Annotated in this window: 17 protein-coding genes and 1 other annotated feature; of the genes, 3 read left to right on the top strand and 14 right to left on the bottom strand. The window is 37.4% G+C overall.

Annotation, left to right across the window (positions count from 1 at the left end):
• Positions 1-205 precede the first annotated feature (205 nt).
• The 5 genes from RZN25_02590 to zapA all read right to left on the bottom strand — a co-directional run bounded on the left by RZN25_02590 (position 206) and on the right by zapA (position 5,769).
• Complete coding sequence (locus tag RZN25_02590) at positions 206-616, bottom strand: DUF350 domain-containing protein (protein MEQ6375720.1); 411 nt, start codon at positions 614-616, stop codon at positions 206-208.
• A 33-nt stretch (positions 617-649) separates the two neighbouring features.
• Positions 650-2,998, bottom strand: coding sequence for an endonuclease MutS2 (locus RZN25_02585; GenBank protein ID MEQ6375719.1), 2,349 nt, complete (start codon positions 2,996-2,998; stop codon positions 650-652).
• A 13-nt stretch (positions 2,999-3,011) separates the two neighbouring features.
• Positions 3,012-4,742, bottom strand: coding sequence for a DNA polymerase/3'-5' exonuclease PolX (gene polX / locus RZN25_02580; GenBank protein MEQ6375718.1), 1,731 nt, complete (start codon positions 4,740-4,742; stop codon positions 3,012-3,014).
• A gap of 194 nt (positions 4,743-4,936) precedes the next feature.
• A complete protein-coding gene (locus tag RZN25_02575; GenBank protein ID MEQ6375717.1) occupies positions 4,937-5,506 on the bottom strand; it encodes a CvpA family protein in 570 nt (189 codons plus the stop codon).
• Positions 5,506-5,769 carry a cell division protein ZapA gene (gene zapA, locus RZN25_02570; protein MEQ6375716.1) on the bottom strand — a complete coding sequence of 88 codons (264 nt, stop codon included), beginning with the start codon at positions 5,767-5,769 and terminating at the stop codon, positions 5,506-5,508. The genes RZN25_02575 and zapA overlap by 1 nt, the downstream gene beginning before the upstream one ends.
• 141 nt (positions 5,770-5,910) lie before the next feature.
• Between zapA and rnhC the strand changes: the two genes are divergently transcribed.
• Entirely contained in the window at positions 5,911-6,849 is a 939-nt protein-coding gene (gene rnhC, locus RZN25_02565; protein ID MEQ6375715.1) for a ribonuclease HIII, read from the top strand.
• Positions 6,850-6,866: 17 nt separating this feature from the next.
• On the opposite strand, the gene pheT is transcribed toward rnhC, so the two are convergent.
• The 3 genes from pheT to RZN25_02550 all read right to left on the bottom strand — a co-directional run bounded on the left by pheT (position 6,867) and on the right by RZN25_02550 (position 11,440).
• Complete coding sequence (gene pheT / locus RZN25_02560; GenBank protein MEQ6375714.1) at positions 6,867-9,296, bottom strand: phenylalanine--tRNA ligase subunit beta; 2,430 nt, start codon at positions 9,294-9,296, stop codon at positions 6,867-6,869.
• A 12-nt stretch (positions 9,297-9,308) separates the two neighbouring features.
• Positions 9,309-10,343: a phenylalanine--tRNA ligase subunit alpha gene (pheS, locus tag RZN25_02555; GenBank protein ID MEQ6375713.1), complete on the bottom strand. Its 1,035-nt coding sequence runs from the start codon at positions 10,341-10,343 to the stop codon at positions 9,309-9,311.
• Positions 10,344-10,400: 57 nt separating this feature from the next.
• Positions 10,401-10,640, bottom strand: a binding site (T-box leader).
• A 50-nt stretch (positions 10,641-10,690) separates the two neighbouring features.
• A complete protein-coding gene (locus RZN25_02550) occupies positions 10,691-11,440 on the bottom strand; it encodes an RNA methyltransferase (GenBank protein MEQ6375712.1) in 750 nt (249 codons plus the stop codon).
• Between the two features lie 88 nt (positions 11,441-11,528).
• Here RZN25_02550 and sspI point away from each other — a divergent pair, with 88 nt between their 5' ends.
• The gene (gene sspI / locus RZN25_02545; GenBank protein ID MEQ6375711.1) at positions 11,529-11,738 is read left to right on the top strand and encodes a small acid-soluble spore protein SspI; all 210 of its coding nucleotides are present in this window, start codon (positions 11,529-11,531) and stop codon (positions 11,736-11,738) included.
• 366 nt (positions 11,739-12,104) lie between these two features.
• Here the strand turns inward: sspI and RZN25_02540 are convergent, their stop codons facing one another.
• A complete protein-coding gene (locus RZN25_02540; protein MEQ6375710.1) occupies positions 12,105-13,190 on the bottom strand; it encodes a M42 family metallopeptidase in 1,086 nt (361 codons plus the stop codon).
• 86 nt (positions 13,191-13,276) lie between these two features.
• Positions 13,277-13,711, bottom strand: a complete 435-nt coding sequence (gene dut, locus RZN25_02535) for a dUTP diphosphatase (protein MEQ6375709.1) — start codon at positions 13,709-13,711, stop codon at positions 13,277-13,279.
• Between the two features lie 137 nt (positions 13,712-13,848).
• Between dut and RZN25_02530 the strand changes: the two genes are divergently transcribed.
• On the top strand, positions 13,849-14,229 hold the full coding sequence (locus RZN25_02530; GenBank protein MEQ6375708.1) for a sigma-w pathway protein ysdB: 381 nt from the start codon (positions 13,849-13,851) through the stop codon (positions 14,227-14,229).
• Between the two features lie 24 nt (positions 14,230-14,253).
• On the opposite strand, the gene RZN25_02525 is transcribed toward RZN25_02530, so the two are convergent.
• The 4 genes from RZN25_02525 to rpmI all read right to left on the bottom strand — a co-directional run bounded on the left by RZN25_02525 (position 14,254) and on the right by rpmI (position 15,902).
• A complete protein-coding gene (locus RZN25_02525; protein MEQ6375707.1) occupies positions 14,254-14,859 on the bottom strand; it encodes a VTT domain-containing protein in 606 nt (201 codons plus the stop codon).
• A gap of 106 nt (positions 14,860-14,965) precedes the next feature.
• Entirely contained in the window at positions 14,966-15,235 is a 270-nt protein-coding gene (locus RZN25_02520) for a DUF1294 domain-containing protein (protein ID MEQ6375706.1), read from the bottom strand.
• Positions 15,236-15,308: 73 nt separating this feature from the next.
• Positions 15,309-15,665: a 50S ribosomal protein L20 gene (gene rplT, locus RZN25_02515; protein ID MEQ6375705.1), complete on the bottom strand. Its 357-nt coding sequence runs from the start codon at positions 15,663-15,665 to the stop codon at positions 15,309-15,311.
• 42 nt (positions 15,666-15,707) lie between these two features.
• On the bottom strand, positions 15,708-15,902 hold the full coding sequence (rpmI, locus tag RZN25_02510; GenBank protein MEQ6375704.1) for a 50S ribosomal protein L35: 195 nt from the start codon (positions 15,900-15,902) through the stop codon (positions 15,708-15,710).
• Positions 15,903-15,926 lie beyond the last annotated feature (24 nt).

Genomic DNA, 15,926 nt, shown 5'->3' with positions numbered 1-15,926 from the left:
TATCGCCAAATCTTAATGGTGAAAGCCCCAGTTTTACTTTACTACCAGCCGACTAGATTTATAAATTGTAACTAACGGGCTCTTGTAAAGGATTTTACACCCATTAATTAACAATCACCATATAAACAATCCCAACCAATATAAATAAGATTGATACAACACCAAGTACTTTAGCTAAGGTCTCCATCATAAACTCCTTTTTTAATCAATTATCAATGTTAGCGCCTATAACAAAGGATAGACCGACTGAAATAACAAGAGAAATTAATCCTACGGCTCGATTATCTTTTTGAATCTCATCATCGATTTTAAAATCTGGCGTTAGAAATTCAAATATAAAATAAGCAATGAGAAGAAGCAGAAAACCAAAGGCCCCCCAGCCGATACTTTCTAATAAAGTATCGTTATGTTGGATAGAAAAGCGAAACACATTTGTTATTCCAAATAATTTTCCTCCTGTAGCCATAGCTACAGAAAGATTCCCCCTCTTAATTTCTTCCCAGTTGTTATATTTTGTTACAATTTCAAAGATCGCCAAAAAAAGAACAGTACACAATACAACAACGCTATAACTTGCGGCTGTTTCAATATAAGGATTTTCCCAGAAACCATCCATTTGAGCTCCCCCTCATGGTTAATAAAAACCTATCTATTTCAATTCAAAAATAGTAACTCCGCTTCCACCCTCGTTCATACTACCAAGTCGTGTGCTAGCAATGGCTCGATGCTTTTTGGCAAACTCTTGTACACCCTTTCTAAGAGCGCCAGTCCCTTTGCCATGAATAATAGAAACTTGTGGATACCCAGCTAATAAGGCATCATCCACATACTTTTCCAATTCAAGAATAGCGTCTTCAAACCGCTCTCCTCTTAAATCTAGTTCGGGTTTAACGTGATGCTGGCTTCCTTTAACACTTGCAACTGGCCTCGTTTCTTGAGGTTTCTCTTTTTTTACCTGTTGTAAATCCTTAGTCTTCACTTTAACCTTCATCATCCCAATTTGAACTTGGTATTCTTTTTCACTTATTTTATCGGTAATTGTTCCTTGTTGTCCAAGAGAAAGAACTCTCACTTCATCTCCCACATCCAACGCTTTAGGTGGGTGATTCTTTACGACTTGTTCATCTTTATTCTGTGCAAGGTGAGGTTGTGCTTCATCAAATTGCTTTCTTGCCTCAATCCATTCATGTTCTTTCAATGAGGCATTCGATTTCATTTCACGTAATTCAGCAACAATTGTTTCTGCTTCTTCTCTTGCTTGATCAATAGCTTTCTTTGCTTTTTCTTCAGCCTTTCGATAAAGATCTTCTTTTCTCTTTTCCAGTTCTAAGTAGTTTTTCTGAATTTCTTTACGCAGTTGTTCTGCCTCTTTTAATACTCTTTCAGCCTCTTCATAATCCTTTTCAGCTTGTCTAGTCGATTGTTCTAGGGAAGCAATCATATTTTCAACACTTTGAGAATCTGTTCCTGTTAATCCTCTTGCCTTATTGATGATATCCTCTTCTAGACCTAGCCTCTTAGATATTTCAAAAGCATTGCTTCTTCCAGGAACACCTATTAATAAACGATATGTTGGACTTAAGGTGCTCACATCAAATTCTACGGAAGCATTCACTACACCTTCCCTGTTATACCCGTAAGCCTTTAATTCTGGATAATGGGTAGTAGCAACCACCCTTGCCCCTTTACGAACAACTTCATCTAAGATAGACATTGCCAAAGCAGCACCTTCTTGAGGGTCCGTTCCCGCACCCAATTCGTCAAACAAAGCCAATGTCTGATGATTAACATGCTTTAAAATTTCTACAATATTTGTCATATGTGAGGAAAAGGTACTTAAACTTTGCTCAATGGATTGTTCATCCCCAATATCAGCAAAAACATTCTCAAAAACTGGCATTTCACATCCGTCTAATGCTGGTACCTGTAAACCGGATTGTGCCATTAAAGTACAAAGTCCTATTAGTTTAAGAGTAACGGTTTTTCCTCCTGTGTTAGGTCCTGTAATAACAATGGATGTAAAGTCATACCCAAGTTCAATGTCATTAGGCACAACTTCATCTATCGGAATTAATGGATGTCTTGCTTGAAGCATTTTCAACTGACCACTTCCGTTGATCTTCGGCATCGCTCCTCTTATTTCCCGGGAAAAACGAGCCTTTGCAAAAATAAAGTCTAAAAGAGTCAACTGCTTTACATTTTCGGAAAGGAAATCGGAATCAGTTGCAACAAATCCTGATAACTCCCTTAAAATTCGTTCCACTTCATTTTTTTCTTGGGATTTTGATTCTTGTAACTGGTTATTTAAGTCCACAATCACTTGTGGTTCTATATATAACGTTGCTCCAGAAGAAGATTGATCATGGACAATCCCACCGAAGTTGGCACGATACTCCTGTTTTACAGGTAATACGTATCTTTCATTTCGAATAGTAACGATGGAGTCTGAGAGCATTTTTGCATGACTTCTCGTATATCCAACTAATTTTTCTCGTATACGGCCTTCTAATGTTCTCATTTTTGTCCGAATAGTTCGTAAGGAATCAGATGCTCCATCCATGACGTGACCATGGTCATCGATGCAGGACTTAATTTGATGTTCCAAATTAGATAAAACGTTAATTTGCTCACTTATTTCTCGTAAATGAGGTAAAGTCAGTTCGTCCTCTTCGATACCCTCCAAAAAGTTTTTCATTTGTCGGCTCGCATATAAAGTGCTTCCAATCTCTACTAATTCACTTGTAGATAGAATTCCACCTATGGATGCTCTTTTGATATATGGACGAATATCGAATACCCCACCCAATGGCACATTCCCTTTTATTCTTAGGACTTGGGTGCCTTCATCAGTTTCTTCCTGCCACTGAATGACTTCCTCTACCTTAGTCGATGGTTTTAATCTTTTGGCTTCCTTTTTTCCTAAAGAAGAAGTAGCGTGATTTTGCAATTTCTCTAAAATTTTATCGTATTCAAGTACAGAGTATATGCGGCTATTCATCATTTGAACTCCTTTAACGTAATGCTTTATCCGTTCTTAAAAACTCCTCTAGTTTTTCTGTAGACCAAGTGTTTACGACCGTTTCTTTCCTTACCCAACCTTTACGTGCCATCTTCACTCCAAGTTTCATATCTTTTAACATATCAATATTATGTGCATCGGTGTTAATCGCAATTAATGCACCCATCTCTTGTGCTTTTCTCAGATATCTCCAAGAAAGATCTAAACGATTAGGATTTGCATTTAATTCGATAATCGTTTTTGTTTCTGTTGCCCATTTGAGCAGGGTTTCCACATCGATTTCATATCCTGTTCTTCTTCCAAGGACTCTTCCTGTAGGATGGGCAATCATGTCGACATGGGGATTCTCCATTGCGTTACGTAATCGCTTCATGATTTGTTCTTTAGGCTGACTAAAAGCAGAGTGTATAGAACCTATGACAAAATCAACTGATGATAGAAAATCATCATCAAAATCAAGACTTCCATCAGGTAATATATCCATTTCTGTACCTGAAAGAACCTTAAAATCAGAATGTTCTTGATTCCACTCTTTTATTTTTTTTTGCTGTTGCCTGATTCTATTTTCGTCAAGTCCATTGGCAACCTTGAGGAATTTGGAATGATCAGTAATGGCTAAATGATAGTAACCTAGGGATTGAGCATTTTGAATCATTTCCTCTAGCGAATGGGCACCGTCACTGAATGTCGTATGCATGTGAAGATCACTAACAATATCCTCAAGGGAAATGAGATTGCCTTCCAGATTCTTATATGTTTCTACTTCATCTGTTCCTTCTCTAATTTCTGGAGGGATAAAATCCAACCCAAAATGATGAAAAAAATCTTCTTCAGAAGAGAAAGTGATCACTTCTCCTGACTCAAGATTTTCCACTCCGTACTCACTTATTTTCTCTCCTTTTTCTTTTGCTAGCTTTCGCATTTGAACATTATGATCTTTAGATCCAGTAAAATGATGTAAGGTTGTTGCAAATTGATCATCGGAAACTAAACGAAAATCAATTGATACATCATAGCTATCATTTATAATGACGGAGACTTTTGTGTCCCCATTTGCAACAATCTCTTTTACAGCCAGTTTATCTAAAAGTTCAGTCCTAACTGCATCACTATTTTCTGTAGATATAATAAAATCTAAATCTTTCACTGTTTCCTGGCCTCTTCTTAAACTACCCGCTAAACTATATCGCTGAATAGCCGTGATGGAGGATAAAACTTGTTGGATATGATCAGCAATCGGAAGCATAAACACGATAGGAAATCTTTCTGGCCTTTTGCCTGCCTCTTCAATGCTTTTTAAGATTTTACCTACTGTTTTCTCTCCAAATCCTGCTAAAGATGCTACTTTCCCAGACTCACACACTTTCTTCAGACTTGCCATATCGATGACACCTAGTTCATGATAAAGTTTAGCTACCTTTTTCCCTCCCATACCTGGTAATTGTAATAGGGGAAGTAGTCCTTCGGGAACCTCTTTCTCTAACTGTTGTAATGTTTCGGATTTTCCTGTTTCCATGTACTCTTTGATTACTGCTGCCGTTCCTTTTCCAATTCCCTTCATTTGTGTCACATCTTCAATCTCATATAAAGACCGTTCATCACGTTCCAAAGCCTGTGCTGCTTTTCTATAGGCTGAAACTTTAAATGTATTTTCACCTTTCAACTCTAAAAAAATGGCTATTTTCTCTAATAGACGAATCACATCTTTTTTATTCACATGTATCATTAATTTTCACCCCATTTAAGAGAACTTTTGATAGTATTAGAAAAACTCAGCTTATCGCTAAAGGGATTCTTGAAAGCGACATTTTGCTTTTTACTTAGGGGTGCAAGTCCTAATGGTAAAAGCCTTAGTTTTACTTATATTATCAACCAACTAAAGTAATAAATAGCTGATAGTAAAATAAAAAACTTCTCTTACAGAGAAGTTGGGCCACGCTCATCAAAGAAACCACTTACTTGTTCAAACCATAACGATTTTATCTCTTTAGATACGACTGGAGTATGTTCAATCATAAATTTTGCAATGCTAGAATCCTTCATGATATCTTGGATAAATCCAACTGGTAATAGTGCGACAAGATATAGGAAAATAAATAGAAGAAAATAAGTTTCGATGAATCCTAAAATTCCACCTAATAATCCATTTGCTTGTCTAAGAATAGGAAAATGAGCAATAAAATCTATCATAGAAGCTATAATGTGAAGAAATATTTTCACAACGAAAAAAATAGCAAAAAAAGCAATGCCATTATAAAAGGCGTACTCTAACGGAAGACTATCTAAAAAGAGTGCCCATGAACCTTCATTAAAAGAAGGGTATGGAATCCACATTTCTAAAACAGGTGCAACGCGGTCATAATAAACTACTGCTACGATAAAAGCTATTATAAAACTTGTAAGGTGGAATAGTTGCAAAATGAAGCCGCGTTTAAGCCCAGTAAAAACACCAAAGATTAATATAAGTAGTAGGATTAAATCAATCATTATTTTTCCTCATCTTTCTGTTTTGATTCTAATAATTGTTGATAGGCTTCTTTTAATTTCATATAATCACTCATTGTATTAACAGCCGTTAAAACAGCTAATTTTGCAGTATCCAAGCTAGGGTTGGCTTCTTGGATTTGATGCATCTTATCATCTACCAAACTGGCAACCATGCGAACGTGGTGAGCTGATTCGTCCCCCACAACCGTATAGCGATTATTATGTATTTCAACAGTAATTCTAGTTTTTTCAGAATTCGCCACAGAGGAAGCCTCCCTGTTCATTTCAAAATCTCAAAATTAATCATAACATGAACTTCATGAGGAGAAAAGCATTGAACTTCTTCTCCTTATTGAAATAAACCAATTTCTGCTATATTCTAAAGAATGGAAAGGGGAAATCATATGTCACAAACTGTCATACTCGTACATAAACAACAGATAGAAAACATAAAAAAATACTACTCATCTAATTTACAACCTACCCCATCAGGGGCGATTTTTCGAGCAAAAACTAAGACCTGCACCATCACGGCGTATAAATCGGGAAAGGTCTTATTTCAGGGTACCGGTCATGAAATTGAAGCTAGAAGATGGCAAAGCAATGACCTGTCTTCAAACAAATCAACCAACAAAACTTCCTCAGCAAAAGCAAAACATTCTTATTACCCACCCTCAACCATCTTTACTAGTAATCATATGGGGACAGACGAAGCAGGTACGGGTGATTATTTTGGACCTATTACGGTTGCGGCAGTCTATGTCACTCAAGAGCAAGTACCTTTTTTAAGGGAAATTGGTGTTCAGGACTCTAAAAATCTAAAGGATCCTAAAATTACAGAGATAGCAAAAAAAATAGTGAAAGAAAAATTACCCTATTCTCTTGTGAAACTCCATAATCCTCAGTATAATGACCTGCAAGTTAAAGGCTGGTCACAAGGGAAAATGAAAACAATCTTGCATTACTATGCGATTCAAAAACTGATGAAAAAAATAGATCCAATAAAACCGGAGGCGATTTTAGTCGATCAATTTTCTGAACCTGGAGTATTCATCCGGCATCTTCAGTCAGAGAAGCATTCCTTACCAGAAAATATATATTTTATGACAAAGGCAGAAAGCTACTCTATAGCAGTTGCAGCAGCGTCAATCATTGCAAGGGCAAGTTTTGTTCTTGAAATGGACCGCTTATCAGAAGAAGCAGGATTATACCTTCCAAAAGGTGCCTCACGGAAAGTTGATGAGACCGCTTCAACATTGATCAAGGAAAAAGGCAGGGAAAGTTTGCAACAATACGCAAAAGTCCATTTCGCCAACACAACAAAAGCAGAAGCCTATTTATAAGCCTCTGCTTTAATGAATTATCCTCTTAATACCGCTTGGTGTTTTTCACTTACTGCTTTTAATACTTTTTCATGAATCGTATTGATTTCTTCTTCCGTAAGGGTTTGAGTTGGATTTTGATAGGTTATTGAAATAGCTACTGATTTGCTCCCTGCTTCCACATTTTCCCCTTGATACACATCAAACACATGTGTATCAACTAACAATTCTCCCCCTGCTTCACGGATCGTTTGAATTAATTTTCCAGCAGGGACTGCCTCATGAACAACTAAAGCAATATCTCTTGATACAGCAGGATGCCTTGGAATTGGACGGTAATTTAGTTCCACTTGTGATTGTTCTATTACCTTATCTAAATTAACATCAAAAACAAATGTATTCTTTAAATCGTATAACTTACCTTCTGAGGGATGAAGCTGTCCAACAAACCCAATAGTTTCTCCACTTAAGGTAATTAAAGCGGTTTGACCTGGATGCATTCCACCAACTTCTCCTGCCTTAAATTCTATTTCATTCAAAGTGCCTAACTGGTCAAACAATCCCTCAAGAATTCCTTTGGCCACATAAAAATCTACTGGTTGACGAACCTGTTGAACGGGATGGTTTACCCAGAAACCTGTAAGTACACCGGCTAACCTAATATTCTCTTCAGGTTGGGCAGTGACTTTTTTCTTTCCGCTAACATAAATAGAACCAACTTCATAAAGGGCTACATCTTGGATTTGACGCGCCTGATTATGTTGAACACTAGCTAGTAGTTCTGGAAGGATGCTCAATCTTAAATGACTATGCTCCCCACTCATTGGCATAGCTAAACCAACGGGTCCTTCCACTTTGGAAGAAATTTCAAGGCTAACTAATTTATGTGACCTTTCTTCCGTGGTTAAGGAATAAGTGATAGCTTCGTTTAGACCTTTCCCTTCCATATATCTACGAATATTACGCTTAAGGTTCTGTCTCGTTGTTAATGCACCCTTACTTGCCCCTTGTGGTAAGGTAAACGGAAGATTATCATATCCATATAAACGTGCAATTTCTTCAACCATATCTTCAAAAATGTCGATATCCCATCTTCTGGTAGGTACCGTAACGGAAAACAAACCGTCTTGATTTTCATAATTAAATTGGAGACGTCTTAAAATATCTTCCACATCACGTACTTCTAAATCAGTTCCAAGCACCATATTTACTTTTGGTAAAGAAACTTCAACCTTTTTCTCATCAAGTTGGATTTCATTCACTTCAACTACACCTTGAAGAACTTCTCCCCCAGCATATTGCTGCATTAACTGGCAAGCTCTTTCACCAGCTTTTCTTACCCTAGCCTTATCTATTCCTTTTTCATATCGAGAACTTGCCTCACTTCTCAGTTGATGGTCCTTAGATCCTTGACGAATAACCTGCGGACGGAATAGGGCAGCTTCTAGTAAGACTGTTGTTGTATCTTCTTGCACTTCTGAATCTGCTCCACCCATTACACCTGCGATAGCTACTGGAACTTCACTATTTGTAATGACCAGGTGATCTTTAGATAAAGTACGAGTCTCGTCATCAAGAGTAACAATTTTTTCTTGTTCGTTCGCTCTTCTTACAAGTACCTTTTTAGAACCAAATCGATCATAATCGAAGGCATGGAGAGGTTGCCCATATTCTAACAAAACATAGTTCGTAATATCGACTACATTATTAATTGGTCGAATACCTGCAGCAATTAGAGAATTACGAATCCATAATGGAGACTCGCCGATTTTTACATTTTTAATGATAAAAGCTCCATAGTAAGGGTTGGCCTCTCTGTCAGCAACCTCAACATCAATATAGTCACTAGCTTTTTCTGTCGTTTCTTGATAGGTTATTTCAGGAATTTTTACATCTGTATCTAAAATTGCAGCAACTTCATATGCTACCCCTAGCATACTCATAGCATCTGCACGATTAGGTGTGAGCCCTAGTTCAATGATCACATCATCTAGATTTAATAGATCTGAAGCATCTGCACCAACCTCTGTATCCTTAGGAAATACAAAGATACCTTCCTTGTATTTTTCTGGAACATATTTAGCATCTACTCCGAGCTCTTGCATAGAACAGATCATCCCATTGGACTCTTCTCCACGGAGCTTCGCTTTCTTTATTTTTAGTCCACCTGGTAACTTAGCTCCAGCTTTAGCTACTGCCACCTTTTGACCTTGGGCCACATTAGGAGCGCCACAAATGATTTGGAGTGTTTCTTCTCCAACATCAACTTTGCATAACTTTAACTTGTCTGCATTTGGATGTTGCTCGCAGGAAACAACATGACCTACCACTAGATGGTCAATATGTCCGGCAATTCTTTCAACAGATTCCACTTCAATTCCTGTTTTTGTAATTCTTTCTGCTAATTCTTCAGGCTGTATATTCCCAATATCAACGTATCGCTTCAACCAATTTAATGAAACAAACATTGTGATTCCTCCTTACCCTTGATGAAATTGTTTTAAGAAACGTAAATCATTTGTATAGAAATGACGAATATCATCGATTCCATATTTCAACATCGCAATTCTCTCTGGACCCATGCCAAATGCAAATCCAGTATATTCTTTTGAATCATAGCCAGCCATTTCAAGAACATTTGGATGTACCATTCCTGCTCCTAAAATTTCAATCCAGCCAGTTTGTTTACATACAGAACAGCCTTCACCATGACACATCTTACAGGAAATATCCATCTCAACTGATGGCTCTGTAAATGGGAAGAAGCTTGGACGCAAACGGATTTCGCGCTCTTTTCCAAACATTTTTTTAGCAAAAGCATCTAAAACCCCTTTAAGATCACTCATTCTTACGTTTTTATCAACGTACAACCCTTCAACTTGTGTAAATTGGTGAGAATGGGTTGCGTCATCTGTATCTCTTCGGTAAACCTTTCCAGGACAAATTACTTTTACAGGGCCTTTCCCTTGGACTTTTTCCATCGTTCTTGCCTGAACTGGTGATGTATGGGTACGCATTAAAAGCTCTTCAGTAATATAAAAGGAGTCCTGCATGTCACGTGCTGGGTGTCCTTTTGGAAGATTTAATGCTTCAAAATTATAATAATCCGTTTCCACTTCAGGCCCTTCCGCAACGGAAAACCCCATTCCTATAAATAGATCTTCAATTTCCTCAACAATTTTAGTTAAAATATGTGGGCCGCCCTGGTGAACAGGACGTCCAGGAAGAGTAACATCTATTGTTTCCTTCTTTAGCTTCTCTTCTAGTGCTTTTTCTTCTAACACTTGTTGTTTTTCATCAATGGCATTGGAAATAGATTCACGAACATCGTTGGCCAACTGACCTATAATTGGTCGTTCTTCATTTGAAAGCTTTCCCATCCCTCGTAATACTTCTGTGATAGGGCCTTTTTTGCCTAAATAAGATACCTTTACCTGTTGAAGTTCTTTTGTATCAACAGCAGCCTCCACCTTTTTCAAGGCTTCTGATTGAAGTTCCTGTAGTTTCTCCTTCATCTTTTATCCTCCTCGTATAAATAAAACATTTGAATGCAAATAAAAAAGCCCCTCCCAAAAAGGGACGAGACTTATGTATCGCGGTACCACCCTAGTTAATTCACACAATATGAATCCACTCTTGCTTGATAACGGAAATTAATCCGGCTCACCTTTACTTTGTCGAAACAAAGGTCCCAGTGATAGCTCCAGAGTGAAATTCGGTTCACAACACGCGAGAAATGCTTCCAGTCTAAGACATTTCCTCCCTTGACGCGCTTTTGTTGGTTCACTTACTAGCTCCTTCAACGCCTTGCTTCATTCAATTATGTCTTATTATAGAAAATGGGAACGAAACTTGCAAGTGTTTATCTCACATAATACATAAGAATAGCAGCAGCAATACTTACATTTAACGATTCCGCCTTCCCGTAGATAGGAATTTTTACGTTGTGGTCGGTTAATTCTAACAGATCTTTTGAAACACCAGCCCCTTCATTTCCTAATAAAAGGGCTAGTGGAAGTGTTGGAGTTGCTTCTTGATAGGGTGAAGAATTTTCAAGGGCTGTACCCCAAACCTGAAACCCGCTTTTCTTTAAGGTAGGAATGATTTCTTCCAATGATTTTTGTAGGAAGGGAAGATGAAATAGAGAACCTTGAGTGGAACGTATAACTTTGCTATTAAATAGGTCCACACAGCCATCTCCCAGCACAACAGCATCAAAACCAGCAGCATCAGCTGTTCTAATCATTGTTCCTAAATTACCTGGATCTTGTATTCTATCCAACAAAAGAATTCTTTGGGATTCTGCTGGTAACTCTTCAGCATTCATTACGACGATGCCAGCAATTCCTTGAGGTGATTCTGTGTCACTAATCTCTTGAAACAGTGTTTTCGTAACTGTATAAATTTGTATATTTGAAGAAATAGGAACATGTCCCTGATAGCTTTCCTCAATAATAATGGTTTCGACTGTTACGTTTGATTGTATAGCCTCTTCAATTAGATGCTCACCCTCAACTAGATATCGTTGTGTTTTATATCTTTCCTTTTTTTGTTTTAACTTTTTCCATTCTTTCATTTTTGGATTTTGTTTTGAGGTGATTAGATCATTCATTGTATCCCTCCGCTCGCTTCTTATCATACATATTTTCACTAGTAATGGTCAAACTAGGAACGAAGATTGAAAAAGTGAGGTGTTTATAGTGAACTTGAATTTAAGAAGAGCAATCGTGGATAACATGAAGGAAAATTCGGAAGAACAAATCGAGGCAACTATTTTAGATGCTATCCAAAGTGAGGAAGAAAAGATGCTTCCTGGGTTAGGTGTCCTGTTTGAGTTATACTGGCAAAACTGTGACCAAGATGATAAGAATGACATGCTACAAACCTTGGAATCATCTCTGAAAAAGTAATATGGGTACTATGGAGAGGACATATGGGATTGTCCTCTTCTTTTTATTAGGAAGAATGTGTTTCATCGGACTAACATTAGAAAACTCGGCTTATCGTTAAAGATATTCTTGAAAGAGTCAGGAGCCCTTATATTCTAAGTGCAAATCCTAATGCAAAAGCGGGAACCGACTCTAGTCGAGAGGCTGCCACTCGAAACAAGAAAAGCACTTGTTTCTGCGAAGTAGCTCTATGTAGCTTTCCTTTCAGCGATTACTTGGGGCAAAACTTCGAAGATTACTCGATGAAGCTTTTTCGCTGGAGCTAGACAAATTTCATACTTATCTTATTAAAAAGCACGCCATCAAAGGCGTACTTTCAACAAATAATTAATTAAACGTAATTTCTTTTACAGTATCAGCATCCAATCGTTTTATCACTTCAACGATTAGCTTTACAGCATTTTCGAAGTCATCACGATGAAGCATTGCTGCATGAGAGTGAATATAACGAGTGGCGATAGTGATAGACAGGGTTGGTACACCATTTGCAGTAAGATGAATCGAACCGGAATCTGTTCCACCACCAGCAATAGCATCAAATTGATACGGAATATTCATTTCATCAGCGGTATTGGTAACAAGATCGCGAAGGACTTTGTGAGAAACCATAGATGCATCGTAAAGAATAATCTGTGGACCTTCTCCCATTTTGCTAGACGCTTCTTTATCACTAATTCCTGGTGTATCTCCAGCAATACCTACGTCTACACCAAAAGCAATATCAGGATTAATCATGTTAGCAGATGTCTTTGCCCCGCGAAGTCCTACTTCCTCTTGAACAGTCCCTACACCGTAGACTTCATTTGGATGCTCCACACCTTTTAACTGCTTTAATACTTCAATGGCAATGGCGCAACCAATGCGATTATCCCATGCTTTGGCTAAAAGCATCTTTTCATTTTTCATAACCGTAAACTCAAAGTAAGGAACAATAGAATCACCAGGTCTTACTCCAAATTCTTGTGCTTCTTCCTTACTAGATGCACCGATATCAATAAACATTTCTTTGATATCAACAGGTTTTTTTCTAGCCTCAGCTGGAAGAATATGTGGAGGTTTAGAACCAATTATACCCGTAACATCCCCATTTTTAGTTTGAATGGTCACTCGCTGAGCAAGCATAACCTGTCCCCACCAGCCACCAACAGTCTGGAAATAGACAAAGCCCTTGTCATCAATGCGTGTTACCATGAAGCCAACCTCATCTAAATGTCCAGCAACCATAACCTTAGGACCGTTTTCTTTCCCTACTTTTTTTGCAATTAAGCTCCCAAGATGATCCTGATAAACTTCATCAGCATATGGAGTGATATACTGCTTCATCACATCTCTTGCTTCTTTTTCGTCACCAGGAATGGCTTTTGCATCTGTTAAATCTTTAAGCATGGTTATTGTTTCATCTAATTTTGCCATGTCCTCTAACCTCCCTTATGTAATTCACCACTTATTATAGCCTTTCTTACTAGAATAAACAAAGAGCTGGTTTCAGTAGTATATAATTATTTTCCCGACGAGCCAAATCCTCCACTTCCTCTATTTGAATCGGATAACTCATCGACTTGAATCATGTTAACTTTTGTTACAGGAGCAATCACGATCTGTGCAATACGCATCTTCTTTTCCACTAAAAATGGATGTTTCCCATGATTGATTAGAATTACTTTTATTTCTCCCCGATACCCTTCATCAATGGTTCCCGGGCTATTTAAAACTGTTACCGAATGTTTAAGAGCTAGTCCACTTCTTGGTCGAACTTGCGCTTCTGTCCCTATAGGTAATTCGATTTGAATACCCGTTCCAATTAAGGCACTCTCTCCCGGTTTGATCACCTTTTCCTCTGTTGAAAAAAGATCTAATCCTGCATCTCCTGGATTAGCTTGATAAGGTAATTTAGCTTCATCTGTTAAAAGTTTTATTTTTATCTGATAGTCCATTTTTATTTAGCCCCTTCCCATTTTCCCACTGATCATTATATCATGTAGATAACTTCCCAAAAAATTTTTAGAACAATTGAAACCATATGGTAAATTGAAACGTATAAGATATACAAGCGGTTTAGGGAGGACTCTGTATGATTGTATTTATCCTGCGAATTTTAATTTTAGTTACGTTAATTATATTTGTATATACGGCCTACAAATACATCATGAACCCAAAGCGAAGACTTGAATTAGCTCAGGATAAACAGGAATTTTACTTTTTAGATGATAGCGATAATATTCGAAAAAACTTTTTAGTGACATATAAAGGGGTTCTTTTTGAAGGAGAGAAATACTTAGGAACTACAGAAAGTTCATTTGATGTGATCACCATTACCGTTTGGGCTAGAAATCCCAACCGCTTAAAGGGCATGTCAAAAGATGATCTTTATTTTGTTGAGAAAGAGATTTTAATTCATTATCCTCATGCCAGTATCGAGTGGAAATATCCAATAAACAAGTTGATTAAATAAAAAACTCGCCTTAAGGCGAGTTTTTTAACTTGCTTGTTGTCTCTGAGGAAAGGATTCTTCTTTATTAGAATGAAAGAAATCCTCCCATTTTACTATAACTTCTTTACTTCTAAGCAGATAGATCATCGGAAGCAATAATGCCACTGCAACAATGGCCATTGCTGGTGACAAATTCGATATCCATTGCCCAAACGATGTATACACAACTGCAAGAGGAATATTTGATAAAAACGATGCACGTGTATATTCCTTAAAATTGCTAGAAAGTTCAATTACACATAAAGATAATAAATGAAAATGAATAAATGGAATTAACCGAAGCAAGGCAATTTGTTTCATGGACAATGACGGATATTTTCCCATTACCTTTTCCTTAAGCCTAGTAAATTTATTTAACATTTTAGGCATCAATTTAATCATTATATAGAAGGAAAGGCTAGACAAGGTGACACCAATCATTGAATAAATGGAACCGTATATGGTTCCGAACAAGACTCCACCAAATACCGTTATAAACGCAACTGGCAGAAAAAAGATAGGTCTGATGACATGAATAAGAATGAATAAAAGGGGAGCCAGTCGACCACTCGTTTCAATAGCAGTCATAATCTGTGATGCCATTTCCTCCATATATTTTCCCCTTTCTATATATCTTACTATTCCTACAACTTACCTCCTTCGACCATTAGGTTTCTCCTTCTAACTATATGACATAAGACGAGCCTTTATGACAAGTTTAGTATTTATCAGATATCCAAAAAACAAATAGAATATGGACTAAAAATAAGAAAGGCATTCCATTCTTGAAAAGTCCATGTTTGGTTTTATGACGAAACCACTTCATACCTAACCAACCACCACCTGCACCACCAAACCACGCTAACAGCCAGAGTGTTTTTTCGGGGATTCTCCATTGCCCTTTCACGGCTTTCCTTTTATCCATGCCCATAAAAAGCAGCGCCATTAGATTTATAGCACTATAATAAATGACTATGTAAGTTGTCACTACATTATCCTTCCTTCTTTAAAGTAAAAAGCCATTTTCCTTTCATGAGGAAAATGGCTTAAGTAAAAAAGTATTATTTTAGTGCAGCTTTTGCTTGCTCTACTAAGCTTGTGAATGCTTTTTCATCAGAAATAGCAAGATCAGCAAGCATTTTGCGGTTAACTTCAATACCAGCAAGCTTTAGACCATGCATTAAACGGCTGTAAGAAATATCATTCAAACGAGCTGCTGCATTAATACGGGCAATCCATAACTTACGGAAGTCACGCTTCTTTTGACGACGGTCACGATAAGCATACTGACCGGATTTCATTACTTGTTGTTTTGCTACTTTAAATAGATTATGTTTTGAACCATAATAACCTTTTGCTAACTTTAATACGCGTTTACGACGACGTCGTGTAACGGTTCCACCTTTAACACGTGGCATAAATAATCCCTCCTAGATTGCGGACTTACTACATCCGTTGTTTTACTTAGGTAGCATTGCTTTAATACGCTTCATATCTCCAGTGCTTACAACGGCACTCTTACGTAATTTACGTTTTTGCTTTTGTGTTTTATGAGCGAACATATGGCTTGTGAAAGCATGAGAACGCTTCAGTTTGCCACTTCCAGTTCTTTTAAAACGTTTTTGAGAACCTTTATGGGTTTTCATTTTTGGCATTATAAGTTCCTCCTTTACTAGTCA

Source organism: Bacillaceae bacterium S4-13-56, assembly GCA_040191315.1.
GTDB lineage: Bacteria > Bacillota > Bacilli > Bacillales > JAWJLM01 > JAWJLM01.
Note: the sequence above shows the minus strand (reverse complement) of the source record. Positions and strands in the feature narration are given on the sequence as shown.